17 protein-coding genes are annotated in these 14,214 nt (G+C 62.4%); 4 read left to right on the top strand and 13 right to left on the bottom strand.

Translation table 11 applies throughout. The features are described from left to right. Positions 1 to 19: 19 nt before the first annotated feature. A complete protein-coding gene (locus LQ231_RS08190; protein ID WP_230170968.1) occupies positions 20 to 457 on the top strand; it encodes a putative toxin-antitoxin system toxin component, PIN family in 438 nt (145 codons plus the stop codon). Beyond that, positions 454 to 723 carry a hypothetical protein gene (locus LQ231_RS08185; protein ID WP_230170967.1) on the top strand — a complete coding sequence of 90 codons (270 nt, stop codon included), beginning with the start codon at positions 454 to 456 and terminating at the stop codon, positions 721 to 723. Before LQ231_RS08190 ends, LQ231_RS08185 begins: the two co-directional genes overlap by 4 nt. Before the next feature lie 15 nt (positions 724 to 738). On the opposite strand, the gene LQ231_RS08180 is transcribed toward LQ231_RS08185, so the two are convergent. The 10 genes from LQ231_RS08180 to LQ231_RS08135 form a co-directional block, all read right to left on the bottom strand. Next, on the bottom strand, positions 739 to 1,737 hold the full coding sequence (locus LQ231_RS08180; protein ID WP_230170966.1) for a DUF6456 domain-containing protein: 999 nt from the start codon (positions 1,735 to 1,737) through the stop codon (positions 739 to 741). A gap of 97 nt (positions 1,738 to 1,834) precedes the next feature. After that, complete coding sequence (locus LQ231_RS08175) at positions 1,835 to 2,233, bottom strand: helix-turn-helix domain-containing protein (RefSeq protein WP_113140680.1); 399 nt, start codon at positions 2,231 to 2,233, stop codon at positions 1,835 to 1,837. 321 nt (positions 2,234 to 2,554) lie between these two features. Continuing rightward, positions 2,555 to 2,983, bottom strand: coding sequence for a MucR family transcriptional regulator (locus LQ231_RS08170; protein ID WP_113140679.1), 429 nt, complete (start codon positions 2,981 to 2,983; stop codon positions 2,555 to 2,557). A 407-nt stretch (positions 2,984 to 3,390) separates the two neighbouring features. Further along, on the bottom strand, positions 3,391 to 3,729 hold the full coding sequence (mnhG, locus tag LQ231_RS08165) for a monovalent cation/H(+) antiporter subunit G (RefSeq protein WP_113140678.1): 339 nt from the start codon (positions 3,727 to 3,729) through the stop codon (positions 3,391 to 3,393). After that, a complete protein-coding gene (locus LQ231_RS08160; protein ID WP_230173283.1) occupies positions 3,726 to 4,142 on the bottom strand; it encodes a cation:proton antiporter in 417 nt (138 codons plus the stop codon). Before LQ231_RS08160 ends, mnhG begins: the two co-directional genes overlap by 4 nt. Before the next feature lie 14 nt (positions 4,143 to 4,156). Next, positions 4,157 to 4,630, bottom strand: coding sequence for a Na+/H+ antiporter subunit E (locus LQ231_RS08155; RefSeq protein ID WP_113140677.1), 474 nt, complete (start codon positions 4,628 to 4,630; stop codon positions 4,157 to 4,159). Beyond that, on the bottom strand, positions 4,627 to 6,234 hold the full coding sequence (locus LQ231_RS08150) for a Na+/H+ antiporter subunit D (protein ID WP_230170965.1): 1,608 nt from the start codon (positions 6,232 to 6,234) through the stop codon (positions 4,627 to 4,629). Before LQ231_RS08150 ends, LQ231_RS08155 begins: the two co-directional genes overlap by 4 nt. A gap of 2 nt (positions 6,235 to 6,236) precedes the next feature. Beyond that, complete coding sequence (locus tag LQ231_RS08145) at positions 6,237 to 6,614, bottom strand: Na+/H+ antiporter subunit C (protein WP_113140675.1); 378 nt, start codon at positions 6,612 to 6,614, stop codon at positions 6,237 to 6,239. Next, positions 6,614 to 7,033 carry a Na+/H+ antiporter subunit B gene (locus tag LQ231_RS08140; RefSeq protein ID WP_113140674.1) on the bottom strand — a complete coding sequence of 140 codons (420 nt, stop codon included), beginning with the start codon at positions 7,031 to 7,033 and terminating at the stop codon, positions 6,614 to 6,616. Before LQ231_RS08140 ends, LQ231_RS08145 begins: the two co-directional genes overlap by 1 nt. Before the next feature lie 358 nt (positions 7,034 to 7,391). After that, complete coding sequence (locus tag LQ231_RS08135; RefSeq protein ID WP_230170964.1) at positions 7,392 to 9,794, bottom strand: putative monovalent cation/H+ antiporter subunit A; 2,403 nt, start codon at positions 9,792 to 9,794, stop codon at positions 7,392 to 7,394. Between the two features lie 329 nt (positions 9,795 to 10,123). Between LQ231_RS08135 and msrB the strand changes: the two genes are divergently transcribed. Then, a complete protein-coding gene (gene msrB / locus LQ231_RS08130; RefSeq protein WP_230170963.1) occupies positions 10,124 to 10,537 on the top strand; it encodes a peptide-methionine (R)-S-oxide reductase MsrB in 414 nt (137 codons plus the stop codon). On the opposite strand, the gene LQ231_RS08125 is transcribed toward msrB, so the two are convergent. Both LQ231_RS08125 and LQ231_RS08120 read right to left on the bottom strand, forming a co-directional pair. Beyond that, a complete protein-coding gene (locus LQ231_RS08125; protein ID WP_230170962.1) occupies positions 10,500 to 11,474 on the bottom strand; it encodes a hypothetical protein in 975 nt (324 codons plus the stop codon). The two genes, msrB and LQ231_RS08125, sit on opposite strands and share 38 nt — an antisense overlap. Before the next feature lie 168 nt (positions 11,475 to 11,642). Then, positions 11,643 to 12,932 (bottom strand): MFS transporter, encoded by a 1,290-nt coding sequence (locus LQ231_RS08120; protein WP_230170961.1) that lies wholly within the window; start codon positions 12,930 to 12,932, stop codon positions 11,643 to 11,645. A gap of 160 nt (positions 12,933 to 13,092) precedes the next feature. On the opposite strand from LQ231_RS08120, the gene LQ231_RS08115 reads away from it, so the two are divergent. Next, positions 13,093 to 13,341 carry a plasmid stabilization protein gene (locus tag LQ231_RS08115; protein ID WP_230170960.1) on the top strand — a complete coding sequence of 83 codons (249 nt, stop codon included), beginning with the start codon at positions 13,093 to 13,095 and terminating at the stop codon, positions 13,339 to 13,341. A 241-nt stretch (positions 13,342 to 13,582) separates the two neighbouring features. Here the strand turns inward: LQ231_RS08115 and LQ231_RS08110 are convergent, their stop codons facing one another. Beyond that, a complete protein-coding gene (locus LQ231_RS08110) occupies positions 13,583 to 14,149 on the bottom strand; it encodes a nucleoside 2-deoxyribosyltransferase (protein WP_007598068.1) in 567 nt (188 codons plus the stop codon). Positions 14,150 to 14,214: the final 65 nt, after the last annotated feature.

Genomic DNA, 14,214 nt, shown 5'->3' with positions numbered 1-14,214 from the left:
ATGATATCATATAGGCAGCATGATCGTTGTCGATGCGAATGTCTTGCTGGCAGCCATGCGCTCGTCAAACGGTGCATCGCACGTGGTCTTGCGCGCCTTGATCGCCAGCCCACTTAGATTTGCGGTTTCACCAGCTGTCGTCGTCGAATACGAAGATGTGTTGAAGAGGCCCGGCATTCTTGGCCGTCACTCAACGATCGGGATGGCCGACATAGACGTGGTGTTGGATGCCATGCTCAGCAGAGCCCGACTGGTGTCGCCGCACTTCCGATTTCGACCATTTCTCGATGACCCAAAGGACGATCTCTATATCGAATGTGCCTTGAGCGCGGGCGCCAACACAATTGTCAGCAATGACAAACATTTCAACCATCCTGCCATGGCAGCTTTCGGGCTGACCACATGCAAAGCGAGCGATATCGCGAGACAACTGGCGACGAGGAGTACCGATCGATGAGCACCTACCCATTGAGACTGCCCGAGCATGTCATGGACGAAGTCCGGCAGGCCGCTTCCGAGGACAATGTCTCGTTGAACCAGTTGCTGACAGCGCTGGTTGCCGACGGCATCGGGCACCGCAGGGCGATCATGGCCCTCAAGGCACGCGCGGCGCGCGGTGATGCGAACGCCGCATTGGCGATCCTGGACAGAGTGGCGAATGTCGAGCCTGACCCGACCGATGCGCTCGACACAATTGAACCCTTGTCCGGGCGAAAGGGCTGAATTCGCCACCGCCTTTCATCTGTCCGAAGCCGGGATTTCCGGCCGGTAACCCTCCTCGCCCCAGTGCCGCGGCAGGCGCTGGCCTTGTCGCGGCGGCGGGGCATAGTGGCGGGCAAGTGCCAGCAAGGCTGCGCGCAGCATGAGCTTGGCGGAGCGGGCCGGCCACTGGCGTTCGCGCTCGACCGTTTCCAGCCCCTTGCCGAAGCAGCAGACGTCGAGCGCCACGCCGGACAGTTCCGGGCCCATGGCGGTGATGGCGGATGCCAGGCGGCGACGGGCGGATTGGGCCACATCTGCGAGATCGGCGGTTGTCGCCGCCTGCCCGCGCGTCCGACTGGCCAGGCGCGGCTCCCAGGAGGCGGTAATGCGGGGCTGCAGGCCGCCGCGTTCGAAATCTTCGGCCAGTCTTTCGCCGGCTTGAACCGCAACGTCCGAGAGGAACGGCAGACCCTGCCGATCCTTCAGGCGCAGCAAGGGAAAGAGCGGCGATTCGGCGAGATTGCGGCGCACGCTGCGGCGGCCGTCGGGCTCCTTCAGCGTCACAGTCTCCAGCACGCGGTGCTGGTCGAGAAAGGGCTCGGACGCCGCATCGGTGATGGCACGGCGCAGGAAGCTTGCCGTCTCTGCGGTGGCGGCAAAACCCTGCGGCACGGCGGCCAGCAGGCCGTCGGCCACCAATCGGCGCAGGAGGGCCGGGTCGATATCCGACAGCGTCCTGCCGCCGGCCTCGATCACCGGGCGCGCATCGCCTGTGGTCGTGACGGTGAGCGGACCATAGAGCGCCAGGCGCAGCAGGCGCCGGACCAGCTTGCGGTCCTGCGCATTAAGGGCAGTGCCGATACCTTTCGTGACGCCGGTGCCAGTGTCAGTGCTGGTGCTGGTGCTCGTGCCGGCTCTGTTTCTGGTTGCATCACATGTGCCGGTTCTGGTGGCGTCACCAGTGCCGGTTCCGGACCTTGAGCAGAAGTGGCTGGCCGTTGCTTGGCTGATGGCGGTCGGCGGTAGTCTGGTCATCGGATCTCCTCGCTGGTGTTGCTTGTCCGTGTTCGGCTGGTGTCTTCGGCGGTTGTTCTGTGCCGGATCCTAAAGCAGGCCCGTGCCGGCATGCGGATCACGGCCGCGGACCGGCGAGAAGGACAACCGCGCAGGCCATGCGTTCGACGATGGCAACGAAACCGTCATAGGCCGGGTCATCCCGGCGATCCTCGACCATGCGGCAGGCGTGGCGCACCGTGGTGCGGTCGCGGCCAAAGGCCTCGGCGACCTCGATCATCGGCATGGAATAGGCGACATGACAGACATACATGGCGATCTGGCGCACATGATTGGTGGCGCGCCGCCGGCTGTCACGCTCGGCATCGAAGCCGACGGCGGTGAGAAGCTCGATCGCCAGCTGGCGCACGACCATGCACAGCAGCCGGCGTTCCGGGGTGAGCGGCAGCGCCTGGGCCAGGCAGTCCGGCTCGTCGTCCGGCAGATGGATGGGGTCGGGCTCGGATACAATCGACATCTGAAGCTCCAATATAGGATCATATTCCTATATTGATAACAGAGTTCGAGACGAAAGATAGTCCTAAAATTTCCCCCTATGCCGCGCTTCGCGGATAGGCCGTTAATGGATCAGCCTTATTTCAACAACTATTTCAACCTGCATCCGACGTTTTCGGTTCAGCGGCAGTCGGCCCCGATCGTGAGATTGAGGTCGTTTCGGGCAAGGAAATCAGCGTAAATAGGATTTTTTTCTTTCGTGTTGACAACAAAAAACCGGGCCTTGTGGCCCGGTTCCTGTTCGGCTTGATGTGCCGGATCTGTTTGGAAGTAACTTGAAAGCTTACTTGCCGCGCTTGCGGCGCTGGCCGAGACCCATTTCCTTGGCGAGACGCGAGCGCGCCTCGGCATAGGCCGGGGCGACCATCGGATAGTCGGCAGCCAGATCCCACTTCTCGCGGTACTCTTCCGGGCCGAGCGAATGATGGGTCATCAAATGACGCTTCAGCGACTTGAACGAACCGCCGCATTCCAGGCAGACGATATGATCGTCCTGGACGGACTTGCGCACGGCGACAGCCGGCTTCGGCTTTTCGACCACGGCCACCACGGGCGCGGGCGACGAAGTATTGCTCAAGGCCTGGTGAATATCGGCAATCAGATTGGTCAGATCGCCAACCGGCACCACATGGTGGCTGACATAGGCCGCAACGATATCGGCCGTCAGCTCGACCAGCAACTGCTGGCCGGGGCCTTGTTGTATTTCCATCATTTCATTCTCCTGTTCATCTCGTCGCTGGTCGCCGCCGCACCCAGCCTGAGTCAATTATATCCGCTCCTACCGGTCGCCAATCGACCAGTCCCGGAACGCGTAACTACCCCTCAACCCGCTTATCTTTCGGTCCGGCCCCAAACCGTCCGTTGCCTGCGCCGCAGTCAATGCGGTCATCGCCCTGAATATTACCAAGTGGTAATCATTGGTTCAGACCAGCCATCAATCAACGAATACAGCTGAAAAGCATCGTATCAGTGGATTAGCACTCCCAACGCAAATGTCCACCCGATATTTCTACTAGATGTCACGGGTATAAACCGGATTTATTGTCATTTTGCTTGGAACACTGCTGATTTAACCGCCTACAGATTGCAGAGGATCTGCTAAATTAACCTGCAGGGCATTTATGACGGTTTTTTGTTCATGTCGTCCTGCAATGATACAGGCGATAGCCTATAGCCAACCTTGTGGGCGGCGCGGGCAAGCAGATGCGCCGAGACAGGCGCCGTCAGAATGAAAAACACGAAGCCGGCCAAGGCACGGAAAAAAATCGCAAATTCACCGGAATTGAGACCGACGGCGAGCAGCAACAGGCCGGAGCCGACCGTGCCGGCCTTCGAGGCGGCATGCATGCGCGTGTAAAGATCCGGCAGGCGGTTAAGGCCGATGGCGGCAACCAGGGAAAACAGCGCACCGACAATGATGATGGCGGCAATCAGGATGGCGACGAGAAAATCGATCATTTGGCCTCCTTGCGGCGGCTGGCGCGGGGTTTCGCCGGCTTCGGCGCCTTGGCCTGGCGTGGCGGTTTTTCTAATTCAGGTTGTGTTACAGGCTCGGCCCGAATTCCACGGAAATCATGCGCCTCGCCGTCGCCGACCTTGCCGCGGGCGAGGATGAAACGGGCAAAGGCGACCGTTGCCAGGAAGCCGACGAGGCCGAGCGAAATCGCGATGTCGATATAGAGCGTGTAGCCGGAGCGCAGCGCGATCACCGCGATGAAGCCGATGACGATGCCGACCAGCATGTCGAGGGCGATGATCCGGTCCGGCAGGGTCGGGCCGACGACGGCGCGGTAGACGGTCAGGAGAAAGGCGATGCCCAGCGCCAGCAGGGCAAAGACAGAGGCATAGTCGACGATCATGTCGGGGGTGATCATGTCGGGGGGCATCATGCAAAGGCCTCGCGGATCTTGCGCTCGAAGCCATTGGCGATGTCGAGCCGGGCAGCGTCCGGGTCGGCACAGTCGATGGCATGAACATAAAGCGTCTTGCGATCGTCCGAGACATCGACCGACAGCGTGCCGGGGGTGAGCGTGATCAGGTTTGCCAGCAAGGTGATCTCGAGATCGCTGGTCACGGTCAGCGGATAGGCAAAGATGCCGGGCTTCACGTCGAGCTTCGGCCGGGTGACCATCACGGCGACCTTCCAGGCGGATTTGGCCAATTCGATCAGGAACAGCCAGACCAGCGACAGGATGCGCAGGGTGCGATTGGGTCTGGCGTCGCCGAGCAACTGTTCGCGCAGCAGGCTGAGGATGACCAGCGAGAGCACGAAGCCGAGCAGGAGATTGTGCAGGGCGGCACTTTCGCTGACGGCCGCCCAGATGGCGGTCATGATGATGCTGATGGCAAACACACTCATGGCGCAGCTTTCTCCGGGAAGACAGAGAGGATGTAGGCCACCGGATCGGAGAGACCAGCCGCCGCCTGCTGGCTAACGACGATCAGCGGATCGGGAAACAGGCCGAACCAGACGACGAAGACGGACAGCAGCAGGATCGGTGCGGTGCGCCACAGGCTCGGGCGGGGCGTCGGCGGCGGTGGCACGAAGGCGGGGCTGCCGATGTCCTGCGTTCTTGCGGGTGCCTCGATCAGGCCTGGACGCCAATAGGCGAGCAGGAACAGCCGGCCGAAGCCGATGGTTGTCAAGAAGCCCGAGAGCAGGACGGCGCCGGCCAGCCACCAGGCGCCGATATCGAGCGAGGCCTTGACCAGCAGCGCCTTGGGCCAGAAGCCGGAAAACGGCGGCAGACCGCTGGCGGCAAAAAACAGGGCGAGCGACAGCGCGGCAAAGACCGGCGCCGCCGTCCACAGGCCCGCCAGTTTCGACAGGCTGAAACTGCCGCCGATGCGGGCTGCCTCGCCCATTACCAGATAGAGTGCCGTCATCAGCAGGATCGAATGCAGCGCGTAAAAGATCGCAGCCCCGACGGCCATATCGCCGCCAATGGCGATGCCGGCCATCATGTTGCCGATGCCGGCGATGACGACATAGCCCATGAAACGGCGGATGTCGGTCTGGGCCAGCGCGCCCATGGCGCCGAGGATCATGGTGAGGGCGGCGACAATGGCGATGACAAGGCTCAGCGCCTCGCGCTCGATCGGCAGCAGCATGACCATGACACGCAGCAGCGCATAGACGCCGACCTTGGTCAGCAGGCCGGCAAAGAGCGCCGACACGACGACACGCGGGGTGTGATAGGAGGCCGGCAGCCAGAAATTGACCGGAAAGGCCGCCGCCTTCATCGAGAAGGCGAGAATGAACAGCGCCGACAGCGTCATCAGCGGCGCGGAGCCCGAGAGTTCCGGCGCCTTGAGCGCGATATCGGCCATGTTGAGCGTGCCGAAGATCGCATAGAGATAACCGACCGCGATCAGGAACAGCGTCGTGGCGATCAGGTTGAGCACCGCATATTTCAGCGCGCCGTCGATCTGCTCACGCTCGGAGCCGAGGATCAACAGGCCGAAGGACGAGATCAGCAGAACCTCGAACCAGACATAGAGGTTGAAGATGTCGCCGGTCAGAAACGCGCCGGAAACACCGGCCATCAGCACCATCAGCAGCGGATAGAAGCCATAGCGGCGGCCGCTATTGTCGATATCGACCTCGGCATAGAGGGCGGCGGCAAAGGCGACGATGGCGGCAGCCAGCGCCAGAAGCGCGCCGGTGAGATCGACGGTGATGGCAATGCCGAACGGCGGACGCCAGCGGCCCATCATCATGGTCAGCGGGCCATCGGCGAGAACCTTCGACAGCAGCAGGACATCGACAAGCACCAGCAGGGCGAGCGCGGCAAGCGTCACCTTCGAATGCCAGGTGATGCGGTGGCGGATCATCATCAGCAACGCACCGGTGGCAAGGCACAGGCCCATCGGCAGGATGGCGAGCCACTGGCCAGCGGTTGCCGGATCCATGACCAGGGCGGCGGACAGGTCGATCGGGGTCGAGGTCACGGGCACGGCCATTCTCAATATCCCATCGGAGGCATGGGTTCGTCCTTCGGCTCGGCGACGCGCATGTCGTCGGTGTCGTCGGTGCCGAGGTCCTGATAGGCGCGGTAGGTCAGCACCAGCAGGAAGCAGAAGAAGGAAAACGAGATGACGATCGCCGTCAGGATCAGCGCCTGCGGCAGCGGATTGGCAGCATCCATGGCGAGCGTATCGCTGCCGGCCGGAATGATCGGCGGGACTTCGGCGGTCAGCCGGCCGGCGGTGAACAGCAGCAGGTTGACGGCATTGCCGAGCAGCACCACGCCGAGCAGGACGCGGATGATATGCTTGGACATCATCAGATAGAGGGCGGCGGCAAAGAAGATGCCGACCAGGATTGCAAACAGCGCTTCCATCAGCCGTCATCCCTTTCTTCGAGCGCAAGCGCGATCGAGGTGAAGGCGCCGAGCACGACCAGATAGACGCCGACATCGAAGGAGACGACGGTGGCAAGCGGCACCTCGACGCCAAACAGCGTCGGATAGATCCACACCCCGGTCATGAACGGCAGGCCGAGCGGCGCGGATACGAAGCCGGACAGGGTCGAGAGGAAAAGGCCACAGCCGGCGATCGACATCGGGTGGAAATACAGCGCCCGGCGCACAGCCTGGACGCCGAAGGCGATGCCGTAGATGGCAAAGGCAGATGCGGCGATCAGGCCGCCGATGAAGCCGCCGCCGGGCTCGTTGTGGCCGCGCAGCAGGACAAAGATCGAAAACAGCAGCATCAGCGCGGTGAGGAACGGCGCGACGGTGCGGAAGATCAGGGTGTTCATGTCAGCGGCCTCCCGAATGGCCGGCGTGCAAGATTGGCTACCCCCCTCTGCCCTGCCGGCGTTCGTCGCTGCAATCGATTCACTGGATCGATTGCTCCGCTGCGCGGACCGCTCCTTACCCCCCACAAGGAGGGAGATCGGCTGGAGCCGCAGGCGTGCTTGATACTGAGCTGAGTTATAGGCAGTAAACCCCAGTTTGCCGTAATCTTCGAGGTTACTCGTTTGGCAATGTGGATAGATACAGGCAGGCCCTGGCGATGGTCGGATCTCCCCCCGTGTGGGGGAGATGGCCGACAGGCCAGAGGGGGGTGAGCTGCAAAACGGATGGCGGGCATGGCCGGGCGTCCCAAGGTCGCGATCATTTCTTCGCCCCCTTCTTCTTGCGCGCCGGCTGCGCGGTCTCGTCGGCAACCGGTGTGGTTTGCGCAACAGCCAAAGCCGCCGGGCGGGCGCGCACGCGGATCAGGGCGAGGATCGACAGGCCGGTGATCATCACCACCGAGATCTCGCCCAGCGTGTCGACGCCGCGGAAGTCGACGATGATGACGTTGACGACATTGGCGCCGTGGGCAATCGCCTTGGAATAGGTGTTGAAGAATTCGGTGAGCGTGGTGTCGAAGGGCATTTCGGTTGAAGCCATCAACAGCAGTGCAAAACCCGTTCCGCAAGCGACTGCCACGGCGCCGTCACCGAAGGTCGCCCAGAGCGGGCGGTGATCGGAGGGCGACAGCCTGAGGCGCGACATGACCAGCGCGAGGATGACGACGGACAGCGTTTCGACCATGAACTGGGTAAAGGACAGGTCCGGTGCGCCGAACAGCAGGAAGATGACGGCGATGGCAAAGCCCTGGATGCCGAGGCAGACAATCGCGGTCAGGCGGTCCTTGGCAGTGAGCACCGCGAGCACGCCGATGACGGCGATGGCGAAGATCGCCAGTTCATGGAAGCGCAGGTTCACCGGCCATGCGGGCAGGCCCGGAAACTCGCCATAGACCAGCGGCGGCAGGAGCAGGACAACGGCGAGAAGGATGAATGTGCTGGTGATATAGACTTCAAGCCGTCCGCCCTGCAGCCGGCGGGTGACGTGGAAGGACAGTTTGACCAGACCGCTGATGGCATGATCGAAGCCGCGATCGGGGCCGGTGCCGATGGACTCGACCAACTCGGCAACCAGAGCGCGGGCGCGGTCGAGATTGCGGTAGATCAGCACGCCGAGCGCGATCGTCAGCAGCGACAGGACGAGCGGCACACCGAGATGCGGGATCAGGCTGATCGACACCGTCTTGGCCTCGCCATCGATAGCACTCGCCATCGGTGACGAGATCAGCCAATGGGTGAGAGGCGCAAAAATGGCCAGTATCAGGCCGAGAAGCGCCAGCTTCAGCGGACCCAGCCAGAGCAGCGCGGGTCCCTCATGGGCATGTTTCGGCGTTTTCACCTGCGGGCCGATGAAGGGTTTCAGCCCGACGGCAAAGGCAATGGCGAACATCAACGCATTGCCGAAGACGGCAACGGCGGTGAAGACCACGGCGCGCGGATTGCTGCCGACAAGGGCCGTGTAGATCTCCTCCTTGGCGAGAAAGCCGAAGAGCGGCGGCAGGCCGCCCATCGACAGCGCGGCGATCAGGGCTGCGGCAAAGGTGATCGGCATGGCCTTGCGCAGGCCACTCAGCTTTCGAACGTCGCGGGTGCCGGTTTCATGGTCGATGATGCCGGCGACCATGAACAGCGCGCCCTTGAACAGCGAATGGGCAACCAGATACAGCACCGCCGCCTCGACCGCATAGGGCGTGTCGAAACCGGTCAGCATGACCAGCAGGCCTAGCGAGGCAACGGTCGTATAGGCGAGCATCAGCTTCAGGTCCGTCTGGCGGATGGCAAGCACCGCGCCGACGATCAGGGTGATGCCGCCGAAGAAGGGCAAGAGGATTTCCCAGGCGGGCGTGCCGCCCATGGCCGGATTGAGCCGCATCAGCAGGTAGACACCGGCTTTGACCATGGTGGCGGAATGCAGATAGGCCGAGACGGGTGTCGGCGCCTCCATGGCATTGGGCAGCCAGAAATGGAACGGAAACTGGGCCGACTTGGTGAAGGCGCCACCGAGCACCAGGAACAGCGCCGCCAGGTAAAACGGGCTGGCGCGCAGGTTGTCGCCCATGTGCAGGAGCAGGGAGAGCTGGCTGACGCCAGTGATGTTCCAGATCAGGATCAGGCCGGCGAGCAGCAGCAGGCCACCGCCACCGGTGACGACCAGCGCCTGCAGGGCGGCGCGACGGGCGGCCTCGCGACCATGGTCGAAACCGATCAGCAGGAAGGAGGTGATCGAGGTCAGCTCCCAGAAGACGAAGAGCATCAGCAGGCTGTCGGAAACGACGACGCCGAGCATTGCGCCCATGAACAGCAGGATATAGGCGAAGAAACGACCCTGCTGGACATGACCCTTCATGTAGCCGCCGGCGTACAGCACGATCAGCGCGCCGATGCCGGTGATCAACAGGGCAAAGGTCAGCGACAGGCCGTCGAGGAACCAGGAAAAGGACAGGTTGAGGCTCGGCACCCAGGCATAACCGCCGGTCACCACTTCGCCCGCCGCAATTTCTGGCATGAAGCCGACGAAATGCAGGAAGGCGAGCGCCGGAAACAGCGCCAGCAACCAGGCAGCGGACGCGCCAAGCCGTGATGTCAACCATGGCGCCACAAGCGCACCGGCAAAGGGTAGCAACATTGCGATCCAGGTCAGATCGCCGGTCAAAACAGGCATTCCACCTCCCCGGGCGGTCGTTCGATGGTGAACTTGGCTGCGATGCAAGGAGGTTCCGTGTTAGGACATGGGGGCCGTCGTCTCAAGCAAAAACGGACCAAAATCCAATCACGGAGGTGTCAACCCCCGGTTTCCTCAGGTCAAACTGCCTTTTGTGCCGTGCGTTGACGGGGCCGGCAAAGGCAAAGTTTCCGGCGCCGCACGACAAAAACCGCGCGCAAGAGGATTTGCCGCAACCGCATCGGCATCCTATCTATAGGACAACGGAGGCCGGTTCGCCGGCCGCCCATTCGAAATTCCAGTCCGAAATTCCAGTTGGAGAGCGCAAGATGAGCGACACGACAATCGCACCGAAGATCACCAAGAGCGACGCGGAATGGCGCGAGCAGCTGACGCCCGAGCAATACCGGATCCTGCGCGAGCACGGCACCGAACGCGCCTTCAGCGGCCCCTATTGGGACATGACCGACAAGGGGCTCTATCGCTGCGCCGCCTGCAACGAACCGCTGTTCGTTTCCGATACCAAATTCGACGCCGGCTGCGGCTGGCCGAGCTATTTCGAGCCGGTCAAGGCCGATGCCGTCACCGAACATCGCGACACCGCCTATGGCATGGTGCGCACCGAAATCCGCTGCGCCAATTGCGGCGGCCATCTCGGCCACGTCTTCCCCGACGGCCCGAAGCCAACCGGATTGCGCTACTGCATCAACGGTCACTCGATGGTGTTTGAACCGCTGGCGTGAGGGGTGGGGGATGGCTCCCGGCGGCCGCGGTACGGATCGCGGCCATCACGCTTTCCCGGTCGGCAAACGGTCCCTCGCCGCTCTTCCTGGCGGGGATGCCAAGCAGGATATTCTCCGGCTCGGGATAGAGATCGCGATCGATCGACGGGTTGATCACTTCGAGTGTCCGAGGCCGTTTCTTCGGGCCGAAATAGCATTGCGGCTGACCTTCGGTCATCAGCATGCAGCCCAGAAGAAGAACCGGGATCGGGGGATAGGCATCAACCGATACCTGGTCAATCAGCGTCATCACCGGCCCATCGGCACCACTTAACTGAATGCCGCTTGCTCGAAGTTGCGGGCTGTCCTTGTACAGCGTGTGCTGTCTGGTGATCCGGACGCTCTGCCTGGCCGGTTTTCCGGGAACTGTCACGACACAGACGGCGCCGAATATGCCCGGCGAAACATCGGCCCAGCTACCCGGCATAGTCTTGATAAAATCGGCAACGATGCTGCAGTCGTCGTCACTCAAGGCGCTGATCTGGGCAAACTCCTTTTCGAACAAGCTTTGCTTGTCATCGTAGGCTGTTGCAATTGCATTCAAGCGGACGAAACGCTGTGCGTCCGGCAGCACAAGGTCATACAGGCTCGGATCAAACGCACCGATTGTGATTGGATTTTGCGCGGCGATCTCGTCGCGAATGCGTCGAAGATCCAGTTGGTCGAAAACCACCAGACCATAATACCAGACAAGCGCACCGACCGGCAAAACGACAAAAGCAACATGCAACCGTCGGATGAGAACATCGAGGACGATGGCGAGCAGTCCCAGTGCAGCCAAAGAGCCAAGGATGAATGGCATGAACAAGATGAAGACGGCGCCGACAAGCGGAACCAGGGCTCCCACGAGGCAAATGCCGCACAAGATGAACCAGCAGAGGATGAAACCAAACTTCATCGGCAAAACCTCGCAAAGGCGCAGAGCTATCAACCAATGATTGATAGAATATCCGGCCTAACCAAATGTGTGCAAAGCTGCATGGTTTTTAACCGCCTTCAAATGCGTGTTGCGCTCGCTGCTTCGCTCTGTGCCGTCGCTACCCGGCCGCCGCCGCGACGGGCTTGATCACTGACCGGCGAAATCCTTCAGCGCTTTCGGCGACACGCGTTTCCATATGCCGACCAGCAAGAGCAGCGACAGGACGGCACCCAGCGCGAAAGGGGCGGCCAGCGCCTGGCTGCGCGGCATGAAGCCTTCGGCAATGGTGACGCTCAGGCCGGAGACGAGAAGGCCGAGCGGCATGGTGCCGAGGCCGAAGAAGCGGTAGACGCTGTTGACCCGGCCGAGCAGATGCGGCGGGATCATGCGCTGGCGCAGCGACACGGTGATGATGTTCCAGATCATGCCGGTGAAGCTGGCGAGCATCAGGGCGAACCAGACGGCGACCGAAAACGGCATGAGCAGGATGACCAGCGCCATCGCACAGCAGCCGCCGATGGTCAGCCGCAGACAGACGGAGGGTCCAAGACGGCGGATGACACGTTCGCCGAGCAGACCACCCAGCAGTCCTCCGGTGGCAAGACCGGTGAGCAGCAGGCCGTAGTGCGCCGAGTTGAGGCCCATCACCTCCTGGGCATACAGCACCAGTCCCATCAGCAGCATCACATCGATGGCATTCAGGGCTCCAAGCCCGATGGCCAGATCGCGCAACAGCGGCCGCTGGAAGAGATAGACCGCACCTTCGCGGATCTCGGCGACCCAATGGCGCTCATCCGGTCGGATTGTGCGAAACCGGCCGGGGATGGACAGGACCAGCAGTCCGGCAAATGCAAAGGCGAGGCCATAGAGGCCGAAGGCAAGCGGCAAGGCCAAGCCGATCATCAGACCGGCAAGCGGCGGGCCGATCATCATGTTCATCACGGTTTCCAGGCTGCCCATGCGGCCGTTTGCTGTTTCCAGCCGTTCCAGCGGCACGATCGCCGGCATCAGGGTGACAGCGGAATTGTCGCGCAGCACTTCGGCGAAACCAACCATCAGCGCGGCTGCGAGCAGCAGCCAGTAGAGCGTGGCGGTCGGAAAGTCGGCTATCGGGTCTTGCGGCAGCAGGCCGGGGACCAGAAGCGCTGCGGCCAGCGTCATCAGGACCACGAAGCGCACGAGATCCATGGCGACCACCAGCTTGCGGCGGTCGAGCCGGTCGGTGATCACGCCGGACGGCAGGGCGAAGAGGAACCAGGGCAGTTTCTGGGCGGCCGCCACCATCGAGATTGCCAGCGGGTCGCGGGTGATCAGCGAGGCAAGCCAGGGCCAGGCGACGACGCCGACGCCATCGGCGAGATTGGCAAGGCCACTCGACAGCCAAAGGCGGTAAAAGCTGGCGCCGAGCTTCGGTTGCGGCGTGACGTGCTGGTTCATGACGATTCCTTTTGCAACCGCAACGGAGCATTGGCGATGCGGCTTGGCAAGCCGTGAAAAGGCAGGGGATTGGGGGGTGGCGGGTGGTTGGCACACCATCAGTTGCCGTCTTGATGACTGACGAGAAAACGCCCAGATTGGGCGTTGCAGGAGATCCAGCATGGCAGAACCACGACTGTCCGTTCGCAGCGCCCGGGCGCGCGACCTTGCCCACCGACTGGCGCGGCGGGAAAATTGTTCAATTGCCGATATCGTCGTACGGGCGCTGGAGGCCTATGAGATGCAGCATACCGGACGCGAGCCGGCCGCCGATTTCTATCGCCGGGTCAGCGCCGAGACAGACCTCGATTTCGACCTGAGCGATAAGATCCGTGAGGATTGCCAACCGCATCAGGGGCCGGAACTTTGATATTGGGCAGATGAAGGCCCAGCAGCTCGGGCGGCCCGGGCTGTCATTGGCCGCTCATCGTCCGTATCCATCCGTCCGGCACCGCCCCTCATCCGGCTGCCGCCACCTTCTCCCCGTGAACGGGGAGAAGGCCAATGCGGCCGCCGTTCTGCTCCCTTCGCCCCACCTGGGGGGAGAAGGTCCCGGCAGGGGGATGAGGGGCAAGACTCCGCCAAGTCCCCGGCAAGTCCCCCGTGCAGCTCTAGCCGCGTTCGGCCAGCGCCTTCAGGCATTGTTCGAATGCGGTCAGGTCGTGATAGAGGCGGTCGGGGCTGGCGGCGTGGATGGCGATGGGGCCGCCGCGGCGGGTGACGCCACCGTGCAGCATGAGGTTTTCGATCATCTCGAAATCCTCCAGCGAATGGCCGTCCGCGCCGCGCTTGCGGCCGTGTTCGTCGATGGTCAGTTCGCCGCCATACCAGGCTTTGGTACGGGCGAAATGGCTATCGGTGACATTGGTATAGGCGGCGACCAGCTTGCCGGACGCACACATATAGCCGAGTTCGAACACCGTGCCGGGATCCGCCGCAATGCCACGAAACGGGGTGAGATTGGCGATCACGCCATCGGCGGCATTCATGAAACCCTCGTCGACGGCACTGATCTTCAGGCCGAATTCATGGCGGGTCGGGGCCGGCTCGATCTCGATATCGCCGGGGCAGATCGGCTCGAAGCCATAGGCCCGGGTCATGGCGGCCTTTTCGTCGAGCACCTTGCGGGCATCGGGCAGGAAGACTTCGGGGCCGGCGAGATAGAGCTTCAAAGGCATCTTAAATCCTTGGGTGATCAAATGATGCGCCAAGGGAACAGTGCGGCCCGGCGAAAGGCAAGGCG

Source organism: Rhizobium sp. CECT 9324, from assembly GCF_918741265.1.
In the GTDB taxonomy this organism is placed as follows: domain Bacteria; phylum Pseudomonadota; class Alphaproteobacteria; order Rhizobiales; family Rhizobiaceae; genus Allorhizobium.
The sequence above is the reverse complement of the archived record's forward strand: the minus strand, read 5'-3'. Positions and strand labels throughout refer to the sequence as shown.